At 40.8% G+C, this 1,743-nt stretch carries 3 protein-coding genes; all 3 read right to left on the bottom strand.

The genetic code is table 11. From position 1 onward, the window contains the following. Positions 1-312, bottom strand: a 312-nt coding sequence (locus AC1DRF_RS26215; RefSeq protein WP_477742105.1) for a hypothetical protein, incomplete at its 3' end; no start/stop codon positions are given. 62 nt (positions 313-374) lie between these two features. Next, positions 375-1,136 (bottom strand): SDR family oxidoreductase, encoded by a 762-nt coding sequence (locus tag AC1DRF_RS26210; RefSeq protein WP_477742104.1) that lies wholly within the window; start codon positions 1,134-1,136, stop codon positions 375-377. Further along, positions 1,133-1,743, bottom strand: a 611-nt coding sequence (locus tag AC1DRF_RS26205; protein WP_477742103.1) for a zinc-dependent alcohol dehydrogenase, incomplete at its 5' end; no start/stop codon positions are given. The genes AC1DRF_RS26205 and AC1DRF_RS26210, both read right to left, overlap by 4 nt.

The raw sequence follows: 1,743 nt of genomic DNA, 5'->3' as shown, positions 1-1,743 counted from the left end.
ATACTGTTTGGCAACTTGATTTACCATTTGCTGAATTTCCCTTTTCTTATGAGAAGAAAGGTGTTCGCGGGGCAGAAGAACTAGAATTTGAGCTTCCGCATAGTTATTCAGCACCCTAACTTCTTGAAAGCCATGCTGCGTCAAAAAAGCTTTTAACGCTTTTTCAAAGTCTGTGCTTTCTTTTTGAACAACTATAGAAGGCTGATCGTAAGAAAATAGCGAAACCTCTTTCTCTTCAGGCTTTGTATACACCACCCAAGCAGTTATGAGCACTGTTACAGAAATACCCATATTTAACATCCACCTTTTCATACCACGAACGCTCCTTTTAATTAAGTTTGTTCATGATATGAAAAAATTCATTCATTCATGCGTTATCTTCCTAGCCAGCCTCCGTCTACAGCAAGTAAGTGCCCATGAATATAGGCAGATGCATCAGATGCTAAAAAGACAACCGCTCCTTTAAAATCATCTACTTCCCCCCATCTGCCTGCGGGAATACGTTCAATGATTTGTCTGCTGCGCGTTTCATCGTTAATAAGTGCTTCATTCATATCAGTAGCAATATACCCTGGTACAATTCCATTAACATTTACGCCTTTTGCTGCCCATTCATTAGATAAAGCCTTTGTAAGCTGAGCAACTCCGCCTTTTGCTGCAGCATAAGCCGGAACGGTAATACCTCCTTGGTAAGAAARCAAAGATGCCATATTAATAATTTTTCCGCTTCCTTGTTTAAGCATTTGGCGGCCCGCCTGCTGACATAACAACCATACGGTTTTTAAATTAACATTCATAACAGCATCCCAATCTTCTTCTGCAAAGTCTACAGCGGGTGAACGTCTTTGAATGCCAGCGTTGTTCACTAAAATATCGAGCTTGCCAAAATAAGCAACAACCGATGAGATCGCTTCGCTTACTTCAGAAGCATTTTCTAGATCACAATTAACAATAAAGCATTTTCTTTCGAGACGTTCAATTTCTTCTTTTACTCCAAGAAATTCCTTTGATCGCTGCAGAAGAGCGATATCCGAACCTGCTTCTGCCAAAGCAATCGCCATTGCTCTTCCAATTCCTCTCGTTGCTCCCGTAATCGCTGCTACTTTACCATCTAAAGAAAATAAATCTACTGTCATTGTTCATTCTCCTCTCCGTTTGGTGCAAATAAAACCTTAAGTGATTCATCAGGCCGCTGCATAAACTCAAACCCCGCTTGAATATCTTCAAGCGGCAGTTTATGAGAAATTAAAGAATCTGCTGCTATTTCACCGTTTGCCAGTAAATCAATAGCCGTCTGAAAATCTTCCCTTGTATAACATCTCGTTGTAGTTAATGAAATTTCTTTAAAGTGCATTGCTGCTAAATCTACTTCTGGAGCGTTTTTGTATACGCTCACCACCACAATCTCTCCCTGAATACGGCTTGTTTCAACCATTTGTTTTGCTGTCATTTGATTTCCAGCTACTTCAAATACAACGTCTGCACCGACGTCATTCGTAAGCAAGCGCACTTCTTTTACGACGTCTTTTTTCGTTGCATCAATTGGTATAAAGCCAAGTTCTTTCGCTTTAGTTAAGCGATAAGAACTAATATCTGAGATCATTACTTTTTTTGCTCCTGCTCGTTTCGCAATCATCCCGATCAGCAGTCCAATAGGTCCTGCTCCTAAAATGACAGCTTGGTCCCCTACTTTCAACCGCGAGCGTCGTACTGTATGTACGGCAACCGCTACAGGTTCTGCAA

Source organism: Priestia sp. P5_B4, from assembly GCF_056400385.1.
The sequence above is the reverse complement of the archived record's forward strand: the minus strand, read 5'-3'. Positions and strand labels throughout refer to the sequence as shown.